A 931-nucleotide genomic window follows, 5' to 3' on the forward strand; every position below is an offset into this window, starting at 1 on the left:
CCGTCGTCAAAGCACCAACCGTGAGGGGCGATCTAGCGGCGCTGCGCAAGTTCAGCAAATGGCTTGACGAGAACCATCGGACGCAGATCGCCGGCCGGATTGAGGACCCGGGGTTGGACGCGCTGGCAAAGGACTTCGCGGAGCGAGAGAGCGCGCGTATCAACCCGGCGCTGAAGAGGCTCCGGCAAGCTTCTTTCGTACAGCCTGGGATGGCTGCTTCGAATGTTCGACCTGGCACCAAGCATGATGAGGAACTCTTTGCCCAGGCTGCCGGCCTCGAAGAAGGGACCATGGGAGGCGATTTGACCGGCGCGCGCCATACGATGCCGGCCGCGGCGCCGCACCAGGCTGCCGTCGTTCAGCAAACGCGCAGCCGCAGGCGCGGCCGAGAGCACCCGGACGAGGCGCTTTTTGCCGCCTACCGTGACGACGCGGCTAAAACAGCCAAGGTGAGTGAAAGCTCGATCGCTGGCGATATAACGGCGCTGCGCAAGTTCAGCAAATGGCTTGACGAGAACCATCGGACGCAGATCGCCGGCCAGATTGAGGACCCGGGGTTGGACGCGCTGGCGAAGAACTTCGCGGGCAACGATGCCGTACTACTGGGCGACACCAAAGTGGCATTGGGAAGGCTCCGGCAGCATTCTGCCGGACAGCCTGTGACGGCTGTTTCGACTGTTCGACCCGGGACCAAGGACGATGAGGTACTCTTCGCCCAATACCGGGCAAAAGCCGTGGCCCGCGTCAAAGAACTAACCGTGAGGGGCGATATAACGGCGCTGCGCAAGTTCAGCACATGGCTTGACGAGAACCACCAGAGCCAAATCCACGGTCGGATTGAGGACGAGCAGCTGGACGGCCTGGCGAAGAACTTCGCGGGCAACGATGCCGTACTACTGAGCGACATCAACGTGGCATTGGGAAGGCTCCG

The 931-nt window shown here is 62.2% G+C and carries 1 protein-coding gene; it reads left to right on the top strand.

Annotated features, from left to right (window positions below; all coding sequences use genetic code 11):
* Window positions 1–113: 113 nt before the first annotated feature.
* Window positions 114–931 (top strand): hypothetical protein (locus PU724_RS33810; protein WP_426213834.1); only part of this gene is annotated, 818 nt, incomplete at its 3' end.

This window comes from Mesorhizobium abyssinicae, from assembly GCF_049887195.1.
Classification (GTDB): Bacteria; Pseudomonadota; Alphaproteobacteria; order Rhizobiales; family Rhizobiaceae; genus Mesorhizobium; species Mesorhizobium abyssinicae.